This window comes from Sphingopyxis sp. NJF-3 (assembly GCF_053514865.1).
In genome coordinates this window covers 1,566,761-1,587,390 of sequence record NZ_CM130726.1, presented here as the reverse complement: position 1 = coordinate 1,587,390, position 20,630 = coordinate 1,566,761, and the positions used below count along the sequence as shown (strand labels likewise).

Annotated in this window: 40 protein-coding genes; 21 read left to right on the top strand and 19 right to left on the bottom strand. The window is 62.3% G+C overall.

What is annotated here, in order from left to right; translation table 11 throughout:
* Window positions 1-13: 13 nt before the first annotated feature.
* The 19 genes from ACOTSS_RS07760 to ACOTSS_RS07670 form a co-directional block, all read right to left on the bottom strand.
* Complete coding sequence (locus ACOTSS_RS07760) at window positions 14-223, bottom strand: hypothetical protein (RefSeq protein ID WP_448690926.1); 210 nt, start codon at window positions 221-223, stop codon at window positions 14-16.
* A gap of 36 nt (window positions 224-259) precedes the next feature.
* On the bottom strand, window positions 260-601 hold the full coding sequence (locus ACOTSS_RS07755) for a hypothetical protein (RefSeq protein WP_448690925.1): 342 nt from the start codon (window positions 599-601) through the stop codon (window positions 260-262).
* An 83-nt stretch (window positions 602-684) separates the two neighbouring features.
* The gene (locus tag ACOTSS_RS07750) at window positions 685-1,542 is read right to left on the bottom strand and encodes a hypothetical protein (protein ID WP_448690924.1); all 858 of its coding nucleotides are present in this window, start codon (window positions 1,540-1,542) and stop codon (window positions 685-687) included.
* Window positions 1,539-2,321, bottom strand: a complete 783-nt coding sequence (locus tag ACOTSS_RS07745; RefSeq protein ID WP_448690923.1) for a lambda exonuclease family protein — start codon at window positions 2,319-2,321, stop codon at window positions 1,539-1,541. Before ACOTSS_RS07745 ends, ACOTSS_RS07750 begins: the two co-directional genes overlap by 4 nt.
* Window positions 2,321-2,704, bottom strand: a complete 384-nt coding sequence (locus ACOTSS_RS07740) for a hypothetical protein (protein WP_448690922.1) — start codon at window positions 2,702-2,704, stop codon at window positions 2,321-2,323. Before ACOTSS_RS07740 ends, ACOTSS_RS07745 begins: the two co-directional genes overlap by 1 nt.
* Window positions 2,705-2,706: 2 nt before the next feature.
* Window positions 2,707-3,834, bottom strand: coding sequence for a hypothetical protein (locus ACOTSS_RS07735; protein ID WP_448690921.1), 1,128 nt, complete (start codon window positions 3,832-3,834; stop codon window positions 2,707-2,709).
* A complete protein-coding gene (locus ACOTSS_RS07730; RefSeq protein ID WP_448690920.1) occupies window positions 3,827-4,108 on the bottom strand; it encodes a hypothetical protein in 282 nt (93 codons plus the stop codon). Before ACOTSS_RS07730 ends, ACOTSS_RS07735 begins: the two co-directional genes overlap by 8 nt.
* Window positions 4,105-4,590: a hypothetical protein gene (locus ACOTSS_RS07725; RefSeq protein WP_448690919.1), complete on the bottom strand. Its 486-nt coding sequence runs from the start codon at window positions 4,588-4,590 to the stop codon at window positions 4,105-4,107. Before ACOTSS_RS07725 ends, ACOTSS_RS07730 begins: the two co-directional genes overlap by 4 nt.
* Window positions 4,568-5,407, bottom strand: a complete 840-nt coding sequence (locus tag ACOTSS_RS07720) for a hypothetical protein (RefSeq protein WP_448690918.1) — start codon at window positions 5,405-5,407, stop codon at window positions 4,568-4,570. The genes ACOTSS_RS07725 and ACOTSS_RS07720 overlap by 23 nt, the downstream gene beginning before the upstream one ends.
* The gene (locus ACOTSS_RS07715) at window positions 5,404-5,631 is read right to left on the bottom strand and encodes a hypothetical protein (RefSeq protein ID WP_448690917.1); all 228 of its coding nucleotides are present in this window, start codon (window positions 5,629-5,631) and stop codon (window positions 5,404-5,406) included. The genes ACOTSS_RS07720 and ACOTSS_RS07715 overlap by 4 nt, the downstream gene beginning before the upstream one ends.
* On the bottom strand, window positions 5,621-6,316 hold the full coding sequence (locus ACOTSS_RS07710; RefSeq protein WP_448690916.1) for a hypothetical protein: 696 nt from the start codon (window positions 6,314-6,316) through the stop codon (window positions 5,621-5,623). The genes ACOTSS_RS07715 and ACOTSS_RS07710 overlap by 11 nt, the downstream gene beginning before the upstream one ends.
* Window positions 6,306-6,542: a hypothetical protein gene (locus ACOTSS_RS07705; RefSeq protein ID WP_448690915.1), complete on the bottom strand. Its 237-nt coding sequence runs from the start codon at window positions 6,540-6,542 to the stop codon at window positions 6,306-6,308. The genes ACOTSS_RS07710 and ACOTSS_RS07705 overlap by 11 nt, the downstream gene beginning before the upstream one ends.
* On the bottom strand, window positions 6,539-6,862 hold the full coding sequence (locus ACOTSS_RS07700; protein WP_448690914.1) for a hypothetical protein: 324 nt from the start codon (window positions 6,860-6,862) through the stop codon (window positions 6,539-6,541). The genes ACOTSS_RS07705 and ACOTSS_RS07700 overlap by 4 nt, the downstream gene beginning before the upstream one ends.
* Window positions 6,859-7,236 (bottom strand): hypothetical protein, encoded by a 378-nt coding sequence (locus tag ACOTSS_RS07695; protein ID WP_448690913.1) that lies wholly within the window; start codon window positions 7,234-7,236, stop codon window positions 6,859-6,861. The genes ACOTSS_RS07700 and ACOTSS_RS07695 overlap by 4 nt, the downstream gene beginning before the upstream one ends.
* Complete coding sequence (locus ACOTSS_RS07690) at window positions 7,233-7,427, bottom strand: hypothetical protein (RefSeq protein WP_448690912.1); 195 nt, start codon at window positions 7,425-7,427, stop codon at window positions 7,233-7,235. The genes ACOTSS_RS07695 and ACOTSS_RS07690 overlap by 4 nt, the downstream gene beginning before the upstream one ends.
* A gap of 166 nt (window positions 7,428-7,593) precedes the next feature.
* The gene (locus tag ACOTSS_RS07685) at window positions 7,594-7,887 is read right to left on the bottom strand and encodes a hypothetical protein (protein ID WP_448690911.1); all 294 of its coding nucleotides are present in this window, start codon (window positions 7,885-7,887) and stop codon (window positions 7,594-7,596) included.
* 585 nt (window positions 7,888-8,472) lie between these two features.
* Complete coding sequence (locus ACOTSS_RS07680) at window positions 8,473-8,817, bottom strand: hypothetical protein (protein WP_448690910.1); 345 nt, start codon at window positions 8,815-8,817, stop codon at window positions 8,473-8,475.
* A complete protein-coding gene (locus tag ACOTSS_RS07675) occupies window positions 8,814-9,239 on the bottom strand; it encodes a hypothetical protein (RefSeq protein WP_448690909.1) in 426 nt (141 codons plus the stop codon). Before ACOTSS_RS07675 ends, ACOTSS_RS07680 begins: the two co-directional genes overlap by 4 nt.
* Window positions 9,240-9,376: 137 nt before the next feature.
* Complete coding sequence (locus tag ACOTSS_RS07670; RefSeq protein ID WP_448690908.1) at window positions 9,377-9,931, bottom strand: helix-turn-helix domain-containing protein; 555 nt, start codon at window positions 9,929-9,931, stop codon at window positions 9,377-9,379.
* Between ACOTSS_RS07670 and ACOTSS_RS07665 the strand changes: the two genes are divergently transcribed.
* From ACOTSS_RS07665 to ACOTSS_RS07565, 21 genes are all read left to right on the top strand, one after another.
* Complete coding sequence (locus ACOTSS_RS07665; RefSeq protein ID WP_448690907.1) at window positions 9,930-10,133, top strand: helix-turn-helix transcriptional regulator; 204 nt, start codon at window positions 9,930-9,932, stop codon at window positions 10,131-10,133. The genes ACOTSS_RS07670 and ACOTSS_RS07665 overlap by 2 nt on opposite strands.
* Entirely contained in the window at window positions 10,130-10,465 is a 336-nt protein-coding gene (locus ACOTSS_RS07660) for a hypothetical protein (protein ID WP_448690906.1), read from the top strand. The genes ACOTSS_RS07665 and ACOTSS_RS07660 overlap by 4 nt, the downstream gene beginning before the upstream one ends.
* Complete coding sequence (locus ACOTSS_RS07655; RefSeq protein ID WP_448690905.1) at window positions 10,465-10,947, top strand: helix-turn-helix domain-containing protein; 483 nt, start codon at window positions 10,465-10,467, stop codon at window positions 10,945-10,947. Before ACOTSS_RS07660 ends, ACOTSS_RS07655 begins: the two co-directional genes overlap by 1 nt.
* Window positions 10,944-11,174 carry a hypothetical protein gene (locus ACOTSS_RS07650; protein ID WP_448690904.1) on the top strand — a complete coding sequence of 77 codons (231 nt, stop codon included), beginning with the start codon at window positions 10,944-10,946 and terminating at the stop codon, window positions 11,172-11,174. Before ACOTSS_RS07655 ends, ACOTSS_RS07650 begins: the two co-directional genes overlap by 4 nt.
* On the top strand, window positions 11,171-11,320 hold the full coding sequence (locus ACOTSS_RS07645) for a hypothetical protein (protein WP_448690903.1): 150 nt from the start codon (window positions 11,171-11,173) through the stop codon (window positions 11,318-11,320). The genes ACOTSS_RS07650 and ACOTSS_RS07645 overlap by 4 nt, the downstream gene beginning before the upstream one ends.
* Complete coding sequence (locus ACOTSS_RS07640) at window positions 11,320-11,913, top strand: MT-A70 family methyltransferase (protein ID WP_448690902.1); 594 nt, start codon at window positions 11,320-11,322, stop codon at window positions 11,911-11,913. The genes ACOTSS_RS07645 and ACOTSS_RS07640 overlap by 1 nt, the downstream gene beginning before the upstream one ends.
* A complete protein-coding gene (locus ACOTSS_RS07635) occupies window positions 11,910-13,001 on the top strand; it encodes a DNA-methyltransferase (RefSeq protein ID WP_448690901.1) in 1,092 nt (363 codons plus the stop codon). The genes ACOTSS_RS07640 and ACOTSS_RS07635 overlap by 4 nt, the downstream gene beginning before the upstream one ends.
* Window positions 12,998-13,579 (top strand): hypothetical protein, encoded by a 582-nt coding sequence (locus tag ACOTSS_RS07630; RefSeq protein WP_448690900.1) that lies wholly within the window; start codon window positions 12,998-13,000, stop codon window positions 13,577-13,579. Before ACOTSS_RS07635 ends, ACOTSS_RS07630 begins: the two co-directional genes overlap by 4 nt.
* Before the next feature lies 1 nt (window position 13,580).
* Window positions 13,581-13,961 carry a hypothetical protein gene (locus tag ACOTSS_RS07625; RefSeq protein WP_448690899.1) on the top strand — a complete coding sequence of 127 codons (381 nt, stop codon included), beginning with the start codon at window positions 13,581-13,583 and terminating at the stop codon, window positions 13,959-13,961.
* Entirely contained in the window at window positions 13,961-14,512 is a 552-nt protein-coding gene (locus ACOTSS_RS07620) for a hypothetical protein (protein WP_448690898.1), read from the top strand. Before ACOTSS_RS07625 ends, ACOTSS_RS07620 begins: the two co-directional genes overlap by 1 nt.
* Window positions 14,509-15,132, top strand: a complete 624-nt coding sequence (locus ACOTSS_RS07615) for a hypothetical protein (RefSeq protein WP_448690897.1) — start codon at window positions 14,509-14,511, stop codon at window positions 15,130-15,132. The genes ACOTSS_RS07620 and ACOTSS_RS07615 overlap by 4 nt, the downstream gene beginning before the upstream one ends.
* A 169-nt stretch (window positions 15,133-15,301) precedes the next feature.
* Window positions 15,302-15,604 carry a hypothetical protein gene (locus ACOTSS_RS07610; protein ID WP_448690896.1) on the top strand — a complete coding sequence of 101 codons (303 nt, stop codon included), beginning with the start codon at window positions 15,302-15,304 and terminating at the stop codon, window positions 15,602-15,604.
* Window positions 15,601-16,074 carry a hypothetical protein gene (locus ACOTSS_RS07605; protein ID WP_448690895.1) on the top strand — a complete coding sequence of 158 codons (474 nt, stop codon included), beginning with the start codon at window positions 15,601-15,603 and terminating at the stop codon, window positions 16,072-16,074. The genes ACOTSS_RS07610 and ACOTSS_RS07605 overlap by 4 nt, the downstream gene beginning before the upstream one ends.
* Complete coding sequence (locus ACOTSS_RS07600; protein WP_448690894.1) at window positions 16,071-16,484, top strand: hypothetical protein; 414 nt, start codon at window positions 16,071-16,073, stop codon at window positions 16,482-16,484. The genes ACOTSS_RS07605 and ACOTSS_RS07600 overlap by 4 nt, the downstream gene beginning before the upstream one ends.
* The gene (locus ACOTSS_RS07595; protein ID WP_448690893.1) at window positions 16,481-17,914 is read left to right on the top strand and encodes a DnaB-like helicase C-terminal domain-containing protein; all 1,434 of its coding nucleotides are present in this window, start codon (window positions 16,481-16,483) and stop codon (window positions 17,912-17,914) included. The genes ACOTSS_RS07600 and ACOTSS_RS07595 overlap by 4 nt, the downstream gene beginning before the upstream one ends.
* Window positions 17,914-18,663, top strand: a complete 750-nt coding sequence (locus ACOTSS_RS07590; RefSeq protein ID WP_448690892.1) for a hypothetical protein — start codon at window positions 17,914-17,916, stop codon at window positions 18,661-18,663. Before ACOTSS_RS07595 ends, ACOTSS_RS07590 begins: the two co-directional genes overlap by 1 nt.
* Window positions 18,660-18,884, top strand: coding sequence for a hypothetical protein (locus ACOTSS_RS07585; protein ID WP_448690891.1), 225 nt, complete (start codon window positions 18,660-18,662; stop codon window positions 18,882-18,884). Before ACOTSS_RS07590 ends, ACOTSS_RS07585 begins: the two co-directional genes overlap by 4 nt.
* A complete protein-coding gene (locus ACOTSS_RS07580) occupies window positions 18,881-19,138 on the top strand; it encodes a hypothetical protein (protein ID WP_448690890.1) in 258 nt (85 codons plus the stop codon). Before ACOTSS_RS07585 ends, ACOTSS_RS07580 begins: the two co-directional genes overlap by 4 nt.
* A complete protein-coding gene (locus ACOTSS_RS07575; protein WP_448690889.1) occupies window positions 19,135-19,542 on the top strand; it encodes a DUF6283 family protein in 408 nt (135 codons plus the stop codon). Before ACOTSS_RS07580 ends, ACOTSS_RS07575 begins: the two co-directional genes overlap by 4 nt.
* On the top strand, window positions 19,542-19,901 hold the full coding sequence (locus ACOTSS_RS07570) for a hypothetical protein (RefSeq protein WP_448690888.1): 360 nt from the start codon (window positions 19,542-19,544) through the stop codon (window positions 19,899-19,901). The genes ACOTSS_RS07575 and ACOTSS_RS07570 overlap by 1 nt, the downstream gene beginning before the upstream one ends.
* Window positions 19,898-20,623 carry a hypothetical protein gene (locus tag ACOTSS_RS07565; protein WP_448690887.1) on the top strand — a complete coding sequence of 242 codons (726 nt, stop codon included), beginning with the start codon at window positions 19,898-19,900 and terminating at the stop codon, window positions 20,621-20,623. Before ACOTSS_RS07570 ends, ACOTSS_RS07565 begins: the two co-directional genes overlap by 4 nt.
* The last annotated feature ends 7 nt before the right edge of the window (window positions 20,624-20,630 follow it).

Sequence of the window (20,630 nt, the reverse complement as noted above, 5' to 3'; positions counted from 1 at the left end):
AGGGAATCCGACATCACGCCACCCCCTTCTTCGACGCCTTCTGCTCGCGGTCACGCTTCCGCTTGGCGCGCATGGCTTCGGCGTCGGGGCGGAGGTCGGCGATTTCGGCGTCGCGGCACTCAACAAGCGCCGCCAGCCGCTTCGTTTTCGCGCGCTCTGCGATAATATCGCGCAGGAGACCCTTGTTTGCTTCCGCAATCGCCTCATGCGCCTTCACGGTCATCAGTCCGAACATTGGCTTACTCCCTTTGTTGGTTGATCAGGCGGAAACGGCGATGCCTTGTCGGGCTGCGCGGGCATCGGCCAACTTGGCTTCATTCGCCATCGCCCGGATTTCCTTGGCGGCGTCGCGCATCGCAGCGACCTGAATGTCTTTGTCGACAATCCCACTGGTAAGAGTGCGGATTTCGTCCAGCGCCTCCCGGCCCTTTTCATCATCCGCCTCAAGCGGCTTCTTGCTGAAAGCGTCGGCAAATATCGCTGCGAGTTCGAGGTTGCTGATATGCTGCTCAAGCTGATCGGCGGCGAACAGCATCGCATCGCTTTTGGTCAGCAAGGTCGGCAGCGGCTTCGCCTTCGGGCGCTTCAATTCGTTATGCACGTCTATTCTCCCTTTCGCCGCCAGCATGAGAGGGGGGTTCCGTGCTGCTGGCGGCATTTCCGGCACGGATCGGAGGTTGAAATTCAGCCGCCTCGCAGCGGGTTGAGCCGGTCGGCCGCGTCCTTCTCGGCGGCGTTGACCTCCGCCAGCGCCTCGGCGCTCAGAAACTCGCGGTGCTTTTCAAAGCGATTGATCGCGGACTTGAGGTCGATCACGGTCCTGGCGGCGGCAACATCGGCAAGGTGCTGATCCACAGCCGCGCGCCATGCCGGGGTGTCGTCGTTAAACCCCTCGCCCATATCCTCGTCCGACCGGCCTTCCTGTGCGGTCGGGTTGTCGGGGGTGAGGGTGTCGACTGGTTGGGTGATACGGAAAGCATCGTCGACCTCATCGGCAATGTCGGGCGCTTCTTGCCGCAGCCAGTCCCTGCGCTTGATGATGGCTTCACGCTCGGCCAGCGCGCGCAATGCGTCCGGTCCATCGGCAGCATTGGCACGGCGGATAAGATCGTCGGCAACTTCGCGAGCGCCGTTGTCCGTGCGCTGGTCGCCTTCGCGCAGCACCTTGACGGTATGCTCTTTTTTGCTGCCCCGCTTAACTGTCAGGCCCATCGTAAAATCGCGGTCGATATGACTCATGTGGCTGATGCGGATGCCGCCAACAGCGATACCGCCGAACTGCACGGTCGGGTCGCGGAAGAGCGTCATCTTGCGTCCGACATAGGCGTCACCCTGTCGACCCCATGCGTGGACCAGCACGCGCCGCATGGATTTTCCCGGCTTGTATGGTTTCCCGCCGTCGCCCTCATAATGGACGTTGATCGGCTGCTCGGCATTGCCCGCCGAAACCTTCGTGATCGTGATCGTGATCGGCCCGGTAAGGAGGTCATCGCTGTTGAGCTGATCAGATCGTGGCGCAATCGTTGGACCAAGGTCGGTCATACCTGGATATCCCCTCTATCGCTTCGTTCGGTGGGAACAAGCCGCGCGCCGGATGCGATCATCGCGTCATAAATCGCGCGCTTGTCGGACAGGTCGGCCTCGAACTTCTCGGCGGCCGACAGGATTGCGTCCTCATATTCGGGGAGCAAATCCACGCGGGTGGTCGACATGGGCAGGCCGCCCGAATAGCTGATGAAGTCGATCCACTTGCGCTTGGACACGACAAGGCCGGTCTGATGCTGGAGCATGAACTCGGTCGGGATCGTGTTCTTCGCCGCATATTCGACGATCGTCTCGACCTGATATTTCTGCTTACGGCTCTTGCACTCGATCAGGCCGTCATCGCCGACCAGTCCGTCCGGCGAATATCCAAGCGTGAAGCCCCATTCGTCGTTCGTGATGAAGCCGCATTCCTCGACCGGGGCATAGTGCTGCGAATAGACCATCCGCGCTTCCATCTCGTCCTCGCGGCCGCGCAGAGTGTCCCAGCTTTCAAAGCTTTCCTCGACGAATCCGGTGATGCGCTGGGCGAGCAATTCCCACAGGTGCGAGCGCGCCTTGTCATTGTTCGCGACCTTGAGCGTCGGCGTCAGGATTTTGCTCATTTCGCTGGCCGTCAGAACGCCAGTCCGCAGCTTCATCCATTCCGCGGTGCCTTGGATCACGTCCCGGTGATAGACGACCCGGCCCCTCCCCACCTTCTCCGCAGGTTCGGAACGATCTTCGACGGGTGCGGGATCGGGGGCGCGATAGTCGGGCGAAAAGGGATTGGCGTCCATTATGCGCCTCCCACAACAGGAAGGTCGCGCACGGCTTTGATGATCCGCCTATGGTCGATCGTTATCGACGAGCGCGAGTTAGGGTTCGGATGGAACGTGAGGTAGTCCGCGTTCCATTGAGCCTGCCAGTCGTTGTCCGCGAGGATCATGCGAGCGTTTTCAGGCGTTACACCAACGCGGTTGAATTCATTTATGAGGGCGATAAGCAAAAGCTGATCGCGCCGGTATTCATATTGCTTCCCGCGCCCAACCTCCCGATTACCGATGATCCTGCCGCGTATTAGCCATTGCTTGAGCCGCTGCTCGACGCGCGGGGCATCCTCGTCAGCGTTAAGTTCGCAAACAACGCGCAGGACATCCTTGAACTTGTAGGTGTCGGCCATCGTCAGAACTCCATCCGCACCGCAGGAATCTCTCCCGCGATGATCGCCATGACGATCTTCTTCGCCGTCTCTTCGTCGGCCCCGCAGGAGATGATCGCCTCTTTGGCTTTGGTCTTGACGGCAGTGCGGTGAGCCTGATCGGCCTCGCGCTTCGCCTTGGCTTCGGCTTCCCGGCGTTCCGCTTCGACCCGCGCAGCCTCTTCGCGCGCGATCCGGTCACGTTCGGCCTGCGCTTCCCGTTCGGCGTTCTTGCGGGCCTCGCGCTCGGCAGCGAGGGCGGCTTCATGCTGGCGACGCTCTTCGTCCCGTTCGCGCTGGGCGGCTTCTTCCGCTTCCCGGCGCGCCTTATCGGCGGCTTCTTCGGCGGCGCGCGCAAGGCGTTCCTTTTCGGCGTTTTCGGCAGCAATCCGCGCTTCCTCGGCGGCGCGGGCCACCTCCTGCTGCTGGCGCTCCACCTCTTCGGCTTCGCGCTTGGCGGCGGCTTCACGTTCGCGCGCTTCCGCCTCTTCGCGCAGCCGATGCAACTCGGCCGCTTCCTCTTCGGCCTTCACGGCCCGATCCAGCGCCGCTTTCAGGTGCGCGACGGTATCGTCCTTCTCGCGCTGGGCCTCGTCGAGCCGGTCCTGAAACACGCCGGGGTCGAGCGCCGTCTGATAGATCAGCGTCCCGCGCTCGCGGATATGGTCGGCACCCTCGCCCGCTTCGACGAAGCGCGATGACCGAAACATGGTGATGATGCGATCGACATCGGCCTCGCGCGCCTTTTCCGCTTCCTCCCACTCGGTGAGCGGCTGGCGGACCTTTTTCGCTAGTCCGTCGAGATGATCGCGGGCCGCTCGGCGTTCGGCATCCACGGCGTTGATGCGCTGCCGGGCCTCTTCGTTCAGTTCCTTGCCCGCCGCGTCGATGGCAGTTTTTGTGCGCGTGATCTTGTAGGCCAGCGACTTGATGGCATCGCGGCCCTTGGCGGTCGATACGTCCGGCTCGAAAGCGTCAACTTCGGCCTGGATGTGAGCATAGAACTCGGCGCGCCTTTCCTTGTCGGTCAGGACGACGACGGGGGTTTCCGAAACGATCAGGGCAATTGCGGTGCCGGTTTCGGTGCGCGGCAATTCAGCAACGTCAGGCATTCTTGGCCTCCATGTCAGGGGTTTTCGGGGTGGTGGGGACATTCTCCCCGGTTGATTGAGCGCGGAGGGCGGCGATATCGTCCCCCATTTCCGCTGCGACGGCGGCGCCCTTGTCCGCGCCGATCTTGCGGCACATCGCTTCGAGGACAGGGAAAGCTGTCGAGACGCGGCCTAGAAGCTGAAACGGCTCACGCGCGGGACAGGTGCAGCGATCATCACCGCAATAGGTGAAGCACCGGCGCCCGTCGTCCACCCGTTCTATGAGTGCCTTCATGGCCGGGTCTCCGAGAGGGCGGCGCACGCCTTTTCGTGGTAAGCTTTCGCACCGTCATCGAGCCGCAGATGGTAGAGGCTTTCGCGGATAAGGTCCCGCAGCCGTTCAGCCTGTGACTGGTCGGTGGTGAGGGCGGCGATAAAAGCCTCGCGCACTTCTTCGCCTTCGTCACTGTCCGCGAATGTCACGACGATATCGCCGCCAACGATGATTGCGCGGCCATCGCCATCAGCGTCGCCGTCATACGGCGTGCGAAGCGAATAGCCGTCCTCGGTCCATTCGAGTCCGAGCAGACGCTCCCGCCCCACATCGCGGGACTGTTCGCGGGATAGCGTCTCTTGCTCGGCTTTTACGCGGCGGCGGGCGAAGGCCTCGAATATCGCTTTGTGGTAGCCCACAGGAATCGACCATAGGAGGTCTTTGGAAAGGGCCTCCATATCAGCCTGCGTCACCATCGGCTTATCGCCGGTCTGTGTGGTCATTGGGGGCTCCTGATCGGTGAGCTTCCAAGTTGGCGACCCAAGTCAGGGCGGCATCATATCGGGATAGGTCCGGCTCACCGGGCTTGTTCGACAGGTGGTAGCCCTGATAGTCGGAGCGAGCCTCTTCGATGCACTCGCGAACGAACGCGCCCATATCTTCCGCCTCCCCCGTCACGGGCGAAGGGCTGGGCTGTCCTGCCTCAAGCGCTTCCATGTCGGTAAGGTCGGGGTTTGCCGCCAGATGACGCAGCGCCCGCGCGCTGACCTCGTGCAATTCCTGCTCGAAGACGTCGGGGCCTTTGCGCCGGGCGTCGTGCCACTGGGCCGCGCGCTCAAGACCAAGGACAAGCGGGCTGGGCTGTTCGGGGGAAGCGGGAGGGGTGAGTAGTCCCCCGAGCCGCTCGATTATCTGCGTCGCCAGAGGTCCAGGGCCATCCCACGCCTCATTGTCAGGGGCGAACCGTTCACAGGCTCTCAACGCCCGATCCAGCCGCATGACGTTTTCGAAGGGAACCGCGTGGACTGGCGGGTCTTGGTGTGAAAGGTCTTCGCTATCGTCGAGCGCGAAATGGGCTTCGCGCAGAACATTGCCGATGGCGCTGAGCTTCACGACGATATTGGCCAAAGCCTCCCGCCCCACATTGCGGGACTGTTCGCGGGATAGCGTCTCTTTCTCGGCAGCTTCGCGGTGGGCGGCAAGCATAGCCGCAAGCTGCTTATGCATGTGGGCGTCGCGGTGCGGATACCAAGTCGCCGCACGATCGCTGTCCGCCTCCGTCACCATCGGCTTATCGCCGGTCTGTGTGGGGGTGGTCATTGTTCCCAGCCTTCCTTGATCGCGGCCATGTGGCCGTCGTAGCGGCCCAGCGCCTTCGCGGCACCAGAACGACAGATTGAGATGATTTTTCGCTCGTCATTGGCATGGGGCTCGCTGAGCAAGCGCGCTTCGAGCAACGCCATGATCCCGTGGAAGGCGTTGATATCTACCAGCGCCTCGGCTGCGAGCGTTGCCCGCTCCGCGAGCGTTGGATCATTCGCCATCCGCCCCTCCCGTCGAAGGCGTCTCTTGCTCGATAGCTGCACCGGATGCGGTGAGGGCGGCTGCGACATGGGCCGCCCACTCCTGCCGAACTTCATGCTCGTCGGTGGCGGCGGTGCACCATCCGCAGGAGCAGTTCGTGCCGACATGGGTTCGCACCGGTACGCCTTGCGCGGTTCGCTCAAAAAGCCCGCGAACCCCGGTGGGAAAATGACTTGCCAGCGTCTCAACGTCCGCCCCACTCTCCCGCTCGGCATTGCCTGAAAGAGCCTCCTTGGCCGCGCAATCGCACCATCCAGCATCGCTCTCGGCGTTCGTGATTGCGCAGGTCAGGCAAAAGCCTTCGATGTCGTCGGGATATTCGCCGCCTGGTTCCTGCCAGTAGACGGGCTGACCATCCGGCATTTCGTGCGAGCCGCCGCAGTAGTGATCCTGCGAGGGCCTATCGCCAAGGGTCAGGCGTCCGATCTTTTTGGGGAACGACGCCCACGCCCGCTCGGCATTGCCTGATTGCGAGAGGCGGGCGATGGTGTCGGCCTCGAAGCGGGCGAAGTGCTGCACGATCGGGGCAGTGTCGCATGATCCGCGTATGATGTTGGCAGCTTGCGCGTGGCGCGAGTTCGATATCGCCCATCGCGCCGCAGCCTCTCGGGCAGCCTGCGTCGGCTTTAGCTGGTTATCGGTCATGGGAGGCTCCCGATTTTTCGGCGGCGACCGCGGCTTTTACCGCGTCCCGGTCCAACCAGAGGACGAGGCCCAGCTTCTTCGTGCCGTTCGGGGTGAGCGGCATTTCGCTGCCGAAGGTGATGCGGGTCTTGGTGCCGCTCATGTTGAGCGTGTCGGCGCACTGATCTAGGTTCTGAAACTCGACGTTATCGTCCCCGATCGCCAGGATGAGTTCTGACATTTTCATGGACGTTGCTCCGTAAGGCGGGCGTCAATACGCTGATCGCGCAGGTCGTCGGGATCGGGGCCGTAATCAAAGTCGCTGAGTGCGAGGTCGGCAAACATCTCCACGGCCAGCGCGTCGATGGTGGTGGCGTCCAGCCGATCAAGAATGTCGTCGCGCCCGTCGTCGATCAGCACGCGCTGGATTTCGACCTCGCCACCTTCGGCGGGCTGCAAATAGGTCGCCGGGATGATCGGGCTGACGGTGAAAGCGACTTCGGCGTCAACCGGCTCGCCGTTCCATTCGACTTCCGCCCATTTGCGGATGATGTTGGGCTTTCTCATTCCCCGCCTCCAGTGCGGGCGGAGAGGCTGGTGAACTCTGCAGCCAGTTCGGGCGGAAGAGCGGCGGTCATGTCCTTGATAAAGTCGTCCTCGGAGCAGCCGCCAATCGCGCCGCCGGCAGGATCGAACATGCCCACGGCAAAATACTCCGAGTGGACGCATTGCATTTCGAACGGCGCCAACTCGTGGCCATCATGCTCGACAGGATCGCGACCTGCGTTGACGGCCAAGTCCCAAAGGCCAACGCGAGCAGTGTTCAGGCCCGGCGGCATTGGCTTCGTTCCATTGGCGTGGCCGATGGCCAGAGACGCGAGCGCCCACGCGAGGCACGGCCCCCGATCATTCGCAGGCGGGTTCACAGCTTCGGGGGTCATTGGACGCGCTCCTTCCGGGCGATGCGGCAAGCCAACGTCAGATTTTCGATTGCTTCGTCAGCGAGGCAGGCGGACTTGTTCTGATCGCGGCGGACCCATTGATCCCGCAGCTTCGACAGGGCGAGGAAGGCGTCATCGACGTGCGCTTTCTCGATTTCGGTCAGGCGCTGCTCGACCGGCGCAACCTGCATCTCGGGCAGCGCGTCGGAATGGGTCGCGCGGTTGAATGCCTCTAGGCCGTCTGCGTATTTCACAGGATCACCGCCAGTCCGGCAGCAACGATCCAGAGCGAAAGGGTCGACGCCGCGGCGAGGATGAAATCGCCGGCAGGGATCGTGCGGATGATGTCGAGGGCCTTCATGCCGCCGCCCTTTCCGCGTCCACAGCGGCGCCATAGGCAATGCGGAACCGGCGATGCGCATCCGCCCTCGCCTCTTCGCGAGTGCGGCCAGCCAGCGTTGCAAGGTGAATTTGCCGCTCATCCATCCGGCAGCCGCGCGACAGGGCAAGGTCTGCCTCGTCGATCGCCCTCAATTCGTCATCGAGGTTCCAGATGGCGAGCTGGGCCGGGGTCGCGAACGTCCGGTTGGCGAGCGCGTCAAGGCGCTCTTCGCGTTCGTGGTGGCCGTGGTCTTGCGGATAGCGTGGCATTGTCGGCTCCGTCGTGGTGACGGGGCCTAGTTACGCATTACGAAATTTATCTGTCAAGCAAAAACTTTCGCATCACGTAATTTTGTATTCACTTTTCGAATCACCTTGCTACACCCTCCATGAAGGAGGACGGTGATGGCGCGAAAGTTCCACGTTTGGTTGCTTCTGTCTCGGCCGGTCGACCTGATCGCCACCATCGGGACGGCAATTCGTCATCGGCAGATGTATCACATATGGTCGGACATCAGCCCGGAGGTCGCTGAAGCCATGTCTCCGCCGCAGAAAATGAGAGATGCGTTGCGTGGCTGGTGGCTTCGAAGATAAGCAAGGCGTCGCCGTTTACGGTGCTTGGCGATCGGTCGAACTCTGATCGCATCATTTCCAGCGGCTTTGCGGATCGAAAGAGGTATGCGATAACCGATGCGTCCTTGGCGCACCCGAGACAAATCATGTCCTTCTTCGACCATTGCTCAATCAGCATTGCAACGCCTGGCCCGCTTGATATCGCTCGCCCGACGTTAGGGTCAGTGAACTTGATTATGGCGCAATAAGTCTTCGCTCCTTCGCCCATGATGGTTCCTCCGGTTAGTTTTCGCCGCTGCCCTTGATCCCGAGGCATTGCTTCCAGATGCCGCCGATCGTTCCGAACTGCTTGCGGTATTCGATCCGGCTCCCATCGCCTTCCGGCCAGATGGTGAAGGCCAGCGACACGCCGCCATAACCATTCTTGATGAGCACGACTTTCGAGCCGTCGTCGCGTTCGAGCGCGCCGGTATTGTTCTTGTTCGCGAGGCAGAAGGCGACTTCGTTCTGGCTTTTCTCGGAATGAAAAACCTCGGTCGGCGCTTTGTTCAGAACCGTTTGCGTCGAAGCACAGCCTGCCAGCAATGCGGCCAATCCGACCGCAGCAATTGCATACCCAGCCTTCATTTATCCCTCCCCCCGCGAATTGTCTTGATGATCGCACTTACCGCGATGCAAAATACGCCAACGCCGACCGCCGACAGGCTGCCTGCGACGGCGACTCCTTTTTGAAACATGAGATCGAGGTTCGCGACCTCGGATGATCCGGCCGGCCCGAGAACTGTCGACGGCATGTAGGTTTCCACGGTCGATTTCATGGTCAACGCAAGTGCTAATCCGATCGATCCACACACCGCGACAGTCCAACCCGTCATCGACCAGCCACCGCCAGGCGTCGCCCTCTGCTCTATCTGGGTAGGCGTCGGCGATGGCGTCTCAACGTGCATGGCCGGCGGCTTTCCCTGATCACCTGGCGTCTTGAACGCTATCCAGATGATGAAGCACATTGCGCCGAACAATACAGTCGCAATCCAGAGCTGGTCGCTCAATTTCCCCTCCCCGCGTAATTTAGCATCCCCAATGCCAAAACCGATTTTTAACGCCTTTTCTTGACCTTACCCCTCGCAAATACAGGAGGGGAAATTGAATTGCATAAGAGCCTGCGAAACCTGCACCACTCGATGCTTCATGATGCTCGCGCGCGCGGTGGCTTATAATTCCGAATTGCAGTGTGAACTATCCCAACGACCGTCTCTGGAAAGCCGGGACTATCCTCTCTGGAAGGATCGTCTGCGACGAATTGCAAGACAGCGGTCACGCCATGAGCGAGAATTGGAAGATCAGCTTCGGTCGCACGGGGCTCCGTTAAGGAAAGCAGCCCGGCTTCCAAAGCTGACCTGATAGTGTCCTCTTTTGGGTGCCAGGACGTGCCCGCATTTAACGGCTTCACGGGGCGTCCACCGAACAGCTCGTCGAGGCTAGCTTCATAAGCCTCAGCAAAGCTTCTGAGGCGGGAGCTGGGCACATTATCTTCGCCCGCTTCCCAGCGCGAAACCTGCGGGACGGACACCCCCAGCCGTTCCGCGATTTTCGGCTGCGTCAACTTAAGCCTCTTGCGGGCATCACGGAGTCCGAGCTCGGTCATCCACGCATTGTTGCGCTGCACGAAATAAGTTTCCATGCCGTGATGCGAAAGTTGGCCCTTGCCAGAACTTTCGTAATGCGTAATATGCGCGTCCATGGAACTCAAAACCTATCTGGAAAGCCACAATATCCGGCAAGCGGATTTCGCGGCACAAGTCAGCACCACTCCGGCAACCATATCGAGGATCGTCTCGGGCTCGCTGCGACCCGCGCTGGACCTGGCGCACCGTATTGAGCGCGCCACCGATGGGCATGTGCCGACTGAAACTTGGCTCAGCGAGCAAGGCGCGGCGTTGTGAACGCGCTGGTCCCGACCCCCGGCAGCAACCCCCTTCCCTCTCTCGCCGGCGCAACGGTGAGCGTCCCGGCTGATCGTCCCGTTGCGGTCAGCCGGGGCGTTAAACCTGCGTCGCAGCAAGGACCATCCTTTCCGGTCGTGCAGGGCAACCAGCCCGGCCCCGGCAACGGCACGCATATCCTGCTCAGCCAGCCCTTCATCGCTGAAGACCTGAGCGACGAGGAGGGCCCGATCTTCGTCGCGTCCCCGCTCAAATACCTGCGCTTCGACCGGGATAGCGGCTGCGTCGTGGATCACCCTGTTCATTCGAAACCCCCTTCGAGGAGGCCGTAATGCCTGATGACCGCCGCAATGGCTTGCTGCCCATGTCCCTGCCGACCCGAAATGATTTGCGGTCGGCGCTGGCCCAGATTGTCCGCTCGGTTCAGGCCGCGCACGGCCTCACCGACGAAGCGCTGGCCGACCTGCTCGGCGTCAGCGACGGCACGATCCGCAACGTCCGCAACGAGCGCACCGACCTCAATCAAGAGACGATCGCCAAGCTCGGCGCGCGGTTCGGTCCTGAATGCCTCGATCCCTGGTCGGCATGTTTCGGCGGGCGGAACGTTCCGAGGGAAGCATCGGATGGGCGCGTATCGCTTACCGCGGTCACCGGCTCGCTGCACAAACTGTCTCTGGCGACCGATGAGGACAGCAAGGGCGGGGTCGCCATCACGCATTGCGAACTGGCCGACATGTTGCCGGACCTCAAGGCGACGCAGCGACTGGTCAACTCGCTGATCGCGCGGGCCGAACGGCTGGGGATCGCAGCATGACCGTCATCCTGCATCACGGCACGCTGCTGGATTTCTTCACCGCGCGCTTCGACGAACATGGGGGTTGGCAACTCATCTCGGCGACCAAGGAAGGCGTAACGGCGCGTCGGCGGGGCTGCGCCCCTCATTTCTTCGGCTGGAAGGAATGGTTCGCCATGCCCGCCCATCACGAGAACGGCCTTCAGGCTATCATCGCTCCCAATGCGCGGGCGGGAGGTTCGGAATGACCGTCCTTCTCGGCTTCGTCATCTTCTGGGCGGGCGGCTTTCTCGGCCTCTTCATCGGCTGTGCGCTGGGCATGAACACGCGTTCGGAGCTTCTGGACGACCTCGACGATGCCGAGGCCGAGATTGATCGGCTGCGGGGCGCGTGATGGACTGGCCCTTCGCTGACCTGACCCCGCTTTCTTATGACGTGATCCTTGCCGATCCGGCGACCGGATTCGAGACTTATTCGGAGGCCGGTCAGGGCAAGAGTCCGTCGGCGCACTATCCGACAATGGCTTGGGGCGAACTCGAATCGCTGCCCGTCCAACAACTCGCGCGCGGCGATGCGCTGCTGATGCTCTGGGCTTGCTGGCCGACCCTCCGCCAGTCGATGGCCCTGATGGACGCATGGGGCTTCCGCTATGTCACCGGCGGCGCCTGGCACAAGCGAACGAAGCACGGAAAGTCGGCATTCGGCTGCGGCTATGTCCTTCGCAGCGCGACCGAACCCTATCTGATCGGCACGCTCGGCAGTCCCAAGACTGCGAACAACATCCGCAACGTGATCGAGACCTATGACCTCGACGTGATCGACGCGATCCGCCGCGAGCATTCGCGTAAGCCCGACGAACAATATGACGTTTGCGAGCGGATCATGCCGCGCGCGACGCGCTGGGCAGAACTCTTCGCCCGCCAGTCCCGCCCCGGCTGGGATTGCTGGGGCAACGAAACCACGAAATTCGATGTGGAGGCCGCATGAGTGTCCATATCCTCATCGGCGACGCGCGCGAGCAGCTTAAGGGACTCTCGGATTGCAGCGTGCAGACCTGCGTCACCAGCCCGCCCTATTTCGGCCTCCGCGACTATGGCGTCGACGGTCAGATGGGCCTTGAGGCGACGCCAGACGAGTTCGTTGCCGGAATGGTCGATCTCTTCCGTGAGGTGCGGCGCGTGTTGCGCGATGATGGCACGCTGTGGCTCAATCTCGGCGACAGTTATGCCGGGTCGGGGCGCGGCATTGGCGACACGAAGACGTCGAACAAGGGGAACGCGACCTCGCGCGACATGCATGACCGCATGGTCGAAGCGGGCTCGATCGGGCGATTTTGGGTGAAGCCGCCGCAAGGATTGAAACAGAAAGACCTTATCGGCATCCCCTGGCGCGTCGCCTTCGCATTACAGGCCGACGGCTGGTATCTGCGGCAGGATATCATCTGGTCGAAGCCGAACCCGATGCCGGAATCGGTGCGCGACCGGTGCACCAAGGCACACGAATATATCTTCCTGCTCAGCAAGGGGCCGCGATATTATTTCGACAACGAGGCTATCGCTGAGGGTTTGGCGGAAGCGTCGGTAGCACGTCTGGCCCAGAACATCGAAGGCCAGCGCGGCAGCTACAGAGTGCCCGGCAAAACGAACGGCGCGATGAAGGCTGTCGCTCGCAAGCGGGGTGTCCCGCCATACCATGCGCAATACCCCGAATCCTCCGACCAGTCCGGCCTGGACGCCGTGGCGAGGGGGGAAGGGCGCAACAAGCGCTCGGTGTGGACGGTCGCGACGCAGCCCTTCAAGGAAGCTCATTTCGCGACCTTCCCGCCCGCGCTCATCGAGCCTTGCATACTCGCCGGCAGTCCTGTCGGCGGCATGGTGCTCGATCCCTTCGGCGGCGCAGGCACAACGGGTCTGGTAGCCAACCGGCTGGGCCGCAATGCCACGCTGATCGAGCTTAATCCCGAGTATGCCGAAATGGCCCGGCGCCGCATCCGCGCCGACCTCGGCCGCGTCGAAAGCGAGATGCCTGACCGCCACGACGATGCAGGCCCCCTTTTTTCGACGGAGGCCGCATGACGTGGACCTCGACCCTCCTGCCCTGCGCACTGTCCTCGCTTGCTGCCGCAGGACTGACAGCCCTCTATTTCCGGTCCCGCCTGAGCGAGGCGAGGGCATCGGCCAACCTGTTCCGCATGTGGTGGGAACGGGACAGCGAGAAGATGCTGGTCGCGCAGGCCGAACTCGACCTGATCCGGCAGCAACGGATCGACGCGGGCCGACAGTCCCACAAGGCCGAGAAAGCCAGGTGCGCTGAAACCACCCGCGCGCTGGCCCTGAGCATCGGACGGCCTGATCTGGCCGAACGCATCAACGATCCACTGGACGATACGGGCCGGGGAGTAGCGCCCGTGTCGACCTCTGCGCGGGAGGGTGAGAGCCCTTCCGCGCCTTTCTCACTTTCCTGCGGCGGCTCAGCGGCGCCGAAAGCGGACGAATCGGGCGGGACTCTCCCGGAAGTGCCGACAGGACGCGGAGCGGTGCCCTCCCGCCGCCGACCCAGCGGGTCAAGACCGGGAATCCGCCCGGCCAAGCCTGCAGGGGAAACCGCGCGGTTAATTCTCCCCGCTGAAATCCCCCAAACGAAAGGAGCCTGAGATGGCGAAGAAAGACGAAGCCCCGCAAAACGGCGGGGAGATTATCAAGCCCGACTTCGAGCGCGCGATCAAGATCATCACGAACGACCTCAATCCCCTGCTCGAGAAATCGGCGAAGGTTCGTGGCGATCAGGCTGCGGGCTGGAAGGTCATCGAGAACGATTGCCACTGTAACAAGAAGGCGGCGAAGGACTTCCACAAGCTGCTGCGGATGGATCCAGAGTTGCGCGACGATTATTTCCGCACGCTGTCGGGTCTGCTCGAATTGTCCGGCGTCGGCATCTCACGCGATCTGGTCGACCAGGCCGAAGGCGGCGAGGCCAAGCCGATCATTCCGGTGGTCGAAAAGGCGCGGCCCGAGCTCGCGACGCTGACGCACTAATGCGCATCATCGGCTGCGATCTATCGAAGAGCATGTCAGGGCTCGCCGGCTGGGATGGTAAAACATCTCAGCCGGTAGTCGTGTCCAAGCCGCTCGGCTCTAAATTCACCGACCTCGGAACGGCTTTCGGTCGGTTGCACGAGCAGTTGAGCGACCTCAATTGCATCATAGGTGGCGCTCACGTCATCTATTGCGAAGAGCCGCTGCAGCCCCAAGCCGTTACCAAGCAAACGACGTTCGAGACCCTGCTCATCACCTATGGCCTGTTCGCGCACGCGCAGAGCTTCGCGGCCGCCAAGGGCATCCGGTTCATTGCCGTCCATCAAGCCACATGGCGTCGGCATTTTCTCGGCGCCATGAAGCGCGGCAAGAAATCGCTGGAATTGAAGGAATACGCCAAGGAGCGGTGCGGCCAGATCGGCATCAGCGTCAAAAATGGCGACGAGGCCGAGGCCGTGGGCGTGCTCGATTACGCCTGCGACCGCGAAGGCATCCGTCCGCCGTGGTCCGCGAACGAAGTGCTGCGGCCGCCGCTGGGGGTGTGTGCATGAGCCGCATCCTCATTGCCTGCGAATTTTCCGGGACCGTGCGCCGCGCCTTCAATTCGCGCGGGTTCGACGCATGGTCGTGCGACCTTCTGCCCGCCGAGGATCGCAGCAACCGCCATATCACTGGCGACGTTCGCGAGATCCTTGGCGATGGCTGGGATTTGCTCATCGTGGCGCACCCGCCATGCACGCGGCTGTGCAATAGCGGCGTGCGCTGGCTGTCATCACCGCCACCGGGGCGATCGCTCGATGATATGTGGCGCGAGCTCGATGAAGGCGCGGCGCTGTTCTCGGATCTATGGAACGCGCCCATCGAACGGATCGCGGTCGAAAACCCGGTCATGCACCGGCACGCGAAAGAGCGGATCGCGAATTACGCTCCGCCCGCGCAATCGGTTCAGCCGTGGCAATTCGGTCACGGCGAGACCAAGCGCACCTGTCTTTGGCTCAAAAACCTCCCCCCGTTGGTTCCGACAAACATTGTCGAGGGCCGGGAGCCGCGCGTCCACCGGATGCCGCCCGGGCCCGACCGTTGGAAGGAGCGCAGCCGCTTCTTCGACGGGATCGCGGCCGCGATGGCCGACCAATGGGGCCCACTACTTCCTCTGAGTATTGCAGCATGAAACCTGAAGCTCTGAAACTCCAACGCACAATCGCGCTCCGTGAGGTCGCCCGCTGCCGTGCGGCCGATAATCACCCCATGTCCGACCAGAGGATCGCTGCTGTCGCTGCAAAGACGTCCGGCGCGAGCCCCGACCAGGTGCTCAAATGGATGCGGGAGGCGCGGGTATAATGGCTGACGATTGGCAGATTGGTGATCGCGCGCTTTGCGTCGCTGTTACGCACCCGATGTTCGAAGAGCCTTCGAGCATCCTTCGGATCGGTGCGATTTACACCGTCGACCGGATCGGTCGCCCGTTGATCTGGGCCGAGGGCGAACGCGCGCTTGGGTTCTCGGATGTCTCGGCTCGGGACCCTAGCCGGGGTTTTCCGGAAACCATGTTCCGGAAGATCAGCCCGCACGCGCCGGACGAGTTCGACCGCGAAGTCATCGAGCAGATGAACGGCGCTCCTGTCGGGGAGCCTGTGGCATGACAGGCGGATGCAAGACATGCGGCGCCACCCTCGGACGCAAGAACAAGAGCGGATATTGCCGGAAGCATGTCGCGGCGGCCAATGCGGCTCGCCCTGAAATACGCGAGAGACAACGCGAAGGCATCCGTCGCAAGCTGGCAGTTGATCCCGCGTATCTCGACGATCTGCGAAAGCGGGCGCGCAATCTCTCGGCCGATCCCGAAATCAACCTTATCCGAAACCGGCATTTCGTGGAGAACCGGATATGGGAGATCGGTCGCGCGGCGGCCAGCAACCCTGAATCGCGCGCCAAAGCCGGTCAGCGTGGAAGCGCCACAAAACTCGCATGGTGTCCGCGTCATCTCCGCGAGAAATATCGCTATCTGGTCCGCACGAAGCGCCTGAAAGCGGCAGCGGCTCGCGAAATCATCTTGGCTCAGCACGAAGCGGATATGCGGCGGTGGCGCCGGGAAATCGGGGTGGCGGCATGACGAAGATCGAATCCCTCCTGCTCGCCCTCAAATCCGGCCCCAAGTCGGCCGCAGAACTTGCAACGATCGTAAATAGCAAGGGCGCCTATGTCTCGCGGGACTGCGCGAAACTCATCAAAGAGCGGCGTGTCAAGCGGATCGACGGCGGCAGCGGACGAGGAAGCCTCGCGATATATGCGCTGGCGAACGACAACACCCCGGCACCAGTTCGCAGGCGCGGCGCCGACCGGCTCTATAGCGATGCGGGCGGCCCCTCTGTCGATCCATCTCGCATCGTTCATCGCGACCCTTGCACCTATTGCGGCGTCCGTGGCGACGTGGGCTGCGAATGCGCTGAACGCGTTGGTCGCGCCATCCCCATCGGACAGGCCGCCAATCGCGTCCTGAACAAGCTGCGGGGGTCGATGTGACGCCTGACATCAAGCTGCCCAGAAACGTCGAAGCCGAAGCGGCGCTGATCGGCGCCATGCTGATTGAAAACAAGATCATCGACAGCCTTCCGCCATCGCTGTCGTCGGCGCATTTCTTCGAGCCGCTGCACGGCCGACTCTTCGACCGAATCCTGTCGCTGTTCAACGAAGGCAAGACGGTCACCGCGGTCACGCTCAAGACCTTCTTTGAAGATGACGAGGCGATGAAGGCGGTCGGCGGGGTCGGCTATCTTGCGCGTCTCACCGGCAGCGACGCTGGGCTGCTGGGGGCGAAAGGCTTTGCAAGCCAGATTGTCGAACTCGCCATATTGCGCGAACTGATCGAGGTCGGCCGCAGGATGATCGAGGGCGCATCCGACACCGCTGACGGCATAGACCCCGGCGCGCTGATCGAAGAGGCCGAAGCCCGCCTGTCTGCTGTGGACGGCAGCGGCGACGATGCCCGCATGACCTTCTCTGCCGGCGAATGCGCGGCGATGTCGATCGCGCAATGGGACAAGGCCCCGGTCGGCGTCGAAACCGGCATCATGCCCGCACTCGACGAAAAGCTGGGCGTGATGGGGCCGTATGAGATGACCGTGCTTGCCGGTCGCCCCGGACAGGGCAAGACTGCCGAAGCAGTCTCGCATTCGGTGGCGGTAGCAAAGCGCGCTCTCGACCCCGATTGCCAGACCGGTGGCGGCGTCGCCTTTGTCAGCCTCGAAATGTCCGGTCGGCAACTCGGCAACCGGATGCTGTCCGACATCGCCGCCTATACCTACCCCGTTCCGTTCTGGAAAATCGTCAAAGGACGGCTCGACGCCGAGGAACGTGAGCGCATATTGCGCGCCAAGGCCGAACTGGACCGCATCCCGCTCGAAATCATCCAGCCGCGCGGGCCGATGACCATCCCGCGTCTCAGGGCCACCGTGCGGCGCCTGAAACGGCATTTCGAGCGCATCGGACATCCCCTGCGGCTTCTGGTCGTGGACTATCTGCAATTGATGGAATCGCCCGGTCGATCAAAGGGCGAGGTGAACCGCGTTCAGGAAGTGTCAGCCATCTCGCGCGGCCTGAAAACGATCAGCATGGAATATGACGTTCACGTCATGGCGCTGTCCCAACTCAGCCGCCAGGTCGAAAGCCGGGAAGACAAGCGGCCCAAACTGGCGGACCTTAGGGAGAGCGGGGCTATCGAGCAGGACGCCGATAACGTCGTCTTCGTCTACCGTCCGTCCTACTATCACGAGCAGGCCAAGCCGCAGCACGGATCGAAGAATTACGAGACCGAAATCGTCAATTGGGAAGCCGACCGCGAGGCCATCAAGGACGACTGCGAACTCATCATCGCCAAGTGCCGCAACGGCGAGGACGGGCAGACTGTCCACGTCAAATATCGGCGTGACATTCAAGCGTTTCGGGGGATTTGATGAGCGCGCGCTGGTTCCGCTTCTATGACGAGGCCTTGGACGATCCCAAGGTCCAGACCCTCCCTCCTGAGCTATTCAAGGCATGGGTGAACCTGCTTTGCATCGCCTCGAAAAACGATGGCATCCTGCCTGCCGTCGACAAGATTTCGTTCAGCCTTCGGATCGATGAACGGGGGGTCGAACGCCTACTCGAACGCCTGCTTAACGAGGGGCTTATCGACCGGCGTAACGGTGGGGTGAACGGGTATCACTACGCCCCACATGGATGGGACCAAAGACAATATAAATCAGATACTTCAACAGACCGAGTGAAACGTTACAGGCAACGCAAGCGTGAAACGGCCCCAGAGACAGATACAGATACAGAGAAAAAAGAAGAGGCTAACGCCTCTTCCAAAAAAGCTGTTTCGAAATCGGTAAAGGGGCATCGCATACCGGACGATTGGGAGCCGCCTGAAGGCCATCCAAAAGTTCAGGCGATCACCGCGACATGGCCGAATGGGAAGCTGGACACCGAGACTGAGCGTTTCCGGGATCACTGGCGATCGTCATCTGGAGCCAACGCCAGAAAGACCGATTGGACGCTGGCCTACCTGAATTGGCTTCGATCTGCCGACGAGCGGCTTCCTCAGAGCCTGCGGCAAGTTCCTCCGAACCTATTCACCGCCAGACCCGACCGGCAGCGAAGCCCTGCCGAACTCGAAGCCGCCCGACAGCGCCTAGCAGCACGTGGAGAACCAGTCCCATGACCCGCCCATCTGGCTACCCGACATCAACGCCGATCGGGAAATTCGCCGACCAGATGCGCGATCCCGACCCTGCCAACGGGCGCGCGGCCTGTCGCGAGATCCGCGAGCGATCGAATGGCGAACTGGTCGTCTTCAACACCAAGACGCTGCCTTGGCCGCAGGCGACGCGGGTCAACCAGTTGGCGGATGAAATCTATGGACCGAGGAAGGCAGGCCAATGACCAACATCATCGAAACAATGGCGCGGGCGATGCAGGAAAGTCGGGCGTGGCCTGCCGTCTACAGCGGCGGGACTGCCGAGGTTCTGGCGCGCGCGGCGCTGGCCGCCCTCACCGAAGCGGGCTTTGCTATCGTCCCTGTCGAGCCCACGCTGGAGATGTCGTCAGCAGGTCTCGAAGCGATCATCGATCTTCATTGCGGGGAGGCCCCAGCAGCCTACCGCGCCATGATCGAGGCCGGGAGGGTGAAGGGGTGAGCGGCCCCTGCCCCGGTAAAGCCCCTTGCGGCTCATGCCCATATCGCCGCGACGTTCCCGCTGGCATTTGGCACCCCGAGGAATACGCGAAACTGCCGCGCTATGACGGTGAGACATGGGAGCAATCGCCGTCCCTGTTCTTTTGCCACCAGCAAGACGGGAACCTCTGTGCAGGCTGGGTCGGCTGCCACGATGCAGATCATCTTCTGGCTTTCCGAATGAACCGCGTGGACCCGAGCGTCTTCACTTACGCCAGCCCAGTTCCGCTGTTTGCTTCCGGTCGAGAAGCGGCCGAGCACGGCTTGTTGGGAGTGAGTGCGCCGGACCGGCGCGCGCGACAGGCAATAGGCAAACTCCAGCGCAAACTATCCCAGAGACCCTCGACCCCGGAGACCCCCGCATAATGGACCATGACCCCGACACCACAGCGGCCGAAGTCGTCAAGCTCAACCCGAAAACGAAGCCGGTCGACCAGCGCGGCCTGCGCGTCGTCGGATATCAGTCCGGAGCGTGCCATCATCGCTCCGCGACCTTCATCGTCGATGAGGCTCTGGAAGAGGTCCAGTGCGGCGATTGCGGGGCCAAGTTGAACGCCCATTGGGTGCTGCGCCAGCTTTGCGAGAAGGAGAGCCGCTGGCATCAGCGGATGGAGGATGCCCGCAAGGTGCTCGCCGAAGTCGAGGGCAGGACGCGCACCCGCTGCCAGCATTGTGACCAGATGACGCACATCAATCTCGGAAAGAAGCGGTGGAGCACGATATGACGGACCCCGACATCCCCAGCCCCCGCGAGAAGGAAATCGAGCAAGCGGCCGACAAACTGGCCCGCGCCATGATGGCCGACGATCCCGTTGCCGCGGTCGAGGCGGTGAAGGCGAAGGAGGCAGCCCGCGCGACGAAGCTCCTGCGCCAGACCCGCCTTGACGCGAAGGAGGAGGCCGAGCGCAAAGCGGCCGAGCTGCAAATCAAGGAAGGCACGTTCGTCAACGTCGGCGATGCCGTCGTGCCCCCGACCCCCGAATGGCTCGCCAAGCACGAAACCCGGCCCATGACGGTGCAGGCCGATGGACAGGGCCACCATGCGCGCTCGGTCAAGACGGTGCGGCGGATCACGATTACCCCCGTCATCCGAGCGCATCAGGCCCTCAAGATCGGCGAGCGCCAGCTACGCGCCTGCACATGGTATCGCGACCGATACGAGGAAACCGGGCTGGACGGCCGTCTTTCCATGTCGAGCTTCGAACCGAGGATTGCGGGTGGGATGCGTGGCGGCGTCGCGTTCACCGATCGCCAGGTCGAGGCGATGGACGACATGCGAAAAGCGCGGGCAGCGATCACGGCGAAGTATCGGCGGTTCTTCGACTTGGTGATCCTGCGGGATGTTGGCGTGAAACGGGCCGAGCGGATGGCGAAGTGCCGACGGGATAGCGGGATGCTGACGCTGCGGACGTGCGCGGATCAGGTCGCGGACTGGCTGGGGTTGTGATAGGAGG